This window comes from Chitinophaga sp., assembly GCF_035564935.1.
Classification (GTDB): domain Bacteria; phylum Bacteroidota; class Bacteroidia; order Chitinophagales; family Chitinophagaceae; genus Chitinophaga.
On the sequence record NZ_DATMTE010000479.1, the window covers coordinates 1 to 2,988 of the forward strand.

At 45.3% G+C, this 2,988-nt stretch carries 2 protein-coding genes; both read left to right on the plus strand.

Annotated elements, in window-relative coordinates:
- Positions 1-271: 271 nt before the first annotated feature.
- Positions 272-1,687 (plus strand): MATE family efflux transporter, encoded by a 1,416-nt coding sequence (locus VN105_RS12320; RefSeq protein WP_325641258.1) that lies wholly within the window; start codon positions 272-274, stop codon positions 1,685-1,687.
- A 78-nt stretch (positions 1,688-1,765) separates the two neighbouring features.
- Positions 1,766-2,689, plus strand: coding sequence for a PfkB family carbohydrate kinase (locus VN105_RS12325; protein ID WP_325641260.1), 924 nt, complete (start codon positions 1,766-1,768; stop codon positions 2,687-2,689).
- Positions 2,690-2,988: the final 299 nt, after the last annotated feature.

A 2,988-nucleotide genomic window follows, 5' to 3' on the forward strand; every position in this document is an offset into this window, starting at 1 on the left:
CCTTTATCTATATTGGATCGTAGCAGGCATGTTTTCTTGTCGTGAAGAAATACCTGTTATAACTAACATCGGCTTATCTTTGAAAAGATGATTTTTTGCCGATTGAAAAATTAAATTACTTTTGTTCTGCATCACCGGATGCCAGAACTGATAGCATATGAAAATTTTTTAAGACCACGGTACTTCCGTTTGTCGCCCTCCCACTTTTCCTGTTTTAGATTGCAGCACAAATGATGTGTTGTTCCTCGTTTATTGTTTTCAAAAATAAGTTATGCCTGTTTTAACGAAAGCGTTTCGGCGCATAGGTCGTTTTTTACAACTATTTAAAATAGCCGTTACCGGTAGTGAAAAGGAATTTACCAAGGGAAGTATAGACCGGGCTATATTCCTGCTCTCTATTCCTATGATCCTTGAAATGGCGATGGAATCCCTGTTTGCGGTAGTTGATATTTATTTTGTAAGTCATTTGGGCGTTAACGCTATTACTACAGTAGGACTTACAGAATCAGTACTCACTTTGGTGTATACCGGCGCAATGGGATTGAGTATGGCTGCTACTGCGATGATTGCCCGGAGAACCGGGGAAAAGGATCCTGATGCAGCCTCCCATGCAGCGATGCAGTCCATATACCCGGGATTGCTTATTGCGGTACTGATAAGTTTGTCGGGGATATTTTTTGCGAAAGATATATTACTGTTGATGGGGGCTGCCGAAGAAGTAGCAGATTACGGTTACGTATATACGCAGATATTACTGGGCGGAAATATAGTGATCATTTTACTATTCCTGATCAACGGTATTTTCCGGGGCGCCGGCGATGCGGCACTGGCTATGCGCTCCTTGTGGATTGCCAATGGGCTTAACATTCTGCTATGTCCGCTGTTAATTTCCGGGTGGGGACCAGTTCCTGCATTGGGATTGAAAGGCGCTGCTATTGCCACATTTATTGGAAGAGGCACCGGGGTAATATACCAGTTATACCACCTTGCAAAAGGAAAGGACCTGATCCGCATTACCAGGAAACACCTGGTACCGGTATTTTCCCTGATCGGGGCAATTCTTAAAATTGCCGCCGGCGCTACGGCCCAGATGCTGATAGCTTCTGCCAGCTGGATTTTCCTGGTGCGGATCATTTCCTATTTTGGAAAAGACGCCGTGGCGGGGTATACCATTGCCATCCGGGTCGTGATCTTTACCATATTGCCTGCCTGGGGAATGGCTAATGCCGCTGCTGCATTGGTAGGACAAAACCTGGGGGCGCAACAGCCGGAACGGGCCGAACAATCGGCCTGGAGGGCCGCCTTTTTCAATATGATTTTCCTGGCCATTGTAGCGGTGGCGTTTATGGTATGGGCCCCGGCCATCATCGGTTTTTTTACTAACAACCAGGTGGTGGTCCGCTATGGTGTGCAATGTATCCGGTTAATGAGTGCAGGGTATGTTTTTTTTGCCTATGGAATGGTGCTTACCCAATCTTTCAATGGCGCCGGCGACACGAGGACGCCCATGCTGATCAACATGTTTATTATGTGGCTGTTCCAGATGCCACTGGCCTATGTACTGGCTATTGTATTCAAAATGGGTCCTGTAGGGGTTTTCTGGGCAATGGCAGTGTCTGAGTCTACCTCGGCCCTGGTGGCTATATGGCTGTTCCGGAGGGGTACCTGGAAGCAGGTAAAGATTTAGCTTTCTGCTTTCTGTTTAAGTAATTACCTTTGCGAGGTTTGCATTAAACTTTTACATAATAAACACAACTTAATAAGCATGTCACTCACAGTCGTAGGTACTATGGCGTTCGATGAAATCGAAACCCCCTTTGGTAAGTCAGGCAAAATCATTGGTGGTTCCGCCACCTACATCGCATGGGCAGCGTCTAACTTTGTTAAGCCTATTAACCAGGTATCTGTAATAGGTGAAGATTTCCCTGATTCAGAGCTGAAAGCGCTGACTGCTAAAGGAGTGGCACTGGATGGTGTACAGGTGAAGAAAGGGGAAAAATCGTTCTACTGGTCCGGCAAGTACCACATGGATATGAATACCCGCGATTCATTGGCTACAGAACTGAACGTACTGGCCGATTTCCAGCCTGTTATCCCGGAAAGTTACCAGGGAAGCGAGTTTCTCATCCTGGGTAACCTTACCCCGCAGGTACAGATGAGTGTACTGGACCAAATGAAAGTACGTCCTAAGCTGATTGTAATGGATACCATGAACTTCTGGATGGAAGTAGCGCTGGACGATCTGCTGAAGGTATTGAAAAGAGTGGATGTGCTGATGGTGAACGATGGGGAAGCCCGTCAGTTGAGTGGTGAATACTCCCTGGTGAAGGCCGCCCGTAAAATTCTGTCGATGGGGCCCCGTTACCTGATCATTAAAAAGGGAGAACATGGTGCATTGCTGTTCTTCGAAAATCATGTGTTCTTTGCTCCGGCTATGCCACTGGATGATGTATATGATCCAACCGGCGCCGGCGATACCTTTGCCGGAGGCTTCATTGGTCACCTGGCTAAAACGAAGGACATTTCTTTCGAAAATATGAAAACCGCCATCATTGTGGGTTCTGCCATGGCATCTTTCTGTGTGGAGAAATTCGGAACAGAACGTATCCGTGAAATTAGTCATGAAGATATTGCTGCCCGCCTGGAACAATTTGTACAGCTGGTGAATTTTGATATTGACCTGGTATAGCGGATTTTGTCTTGGAACACTGATTACACTGATTTTGCTGATTAGTTTGATTTTTATTTTTTAATAATAGTTAAGGGAGATAAAGGCGATCTGTTCGCTCTTATCTCCCTTAATAGTTTATAAAAAATCTGATAATTAGTAAAATCAGTGTTCCAGGACAGATTTCACGATAATCAACTCCGCCCAACCCCCTACTCTCATCTCTTTCCAAATTCCTCAAAAAAAATCCGGTAAATCAGTAAAATCAGTGTAATCAGCGTTCCAAGACAAATTTAGCATCGCCGAAGGCGATAATCAAT

Bases quoted from the DNA above. Each gene is read 5' to 3' on its own strand.
- VN105_RS12320 (WP_325641258.1), top strand. From the start codon at position 272: ATGCCTGTTTTAACGAAAGCGTTTCGGCGCATAGGTCGTTTTTTACAA.
- VN105_RS12325 (WP_325641260.1), top strand. From the start codon at position 1,766: ATGTCACTCACAGTCGTAGGTACTATGGCGTTCGATGAAATCGAAACC.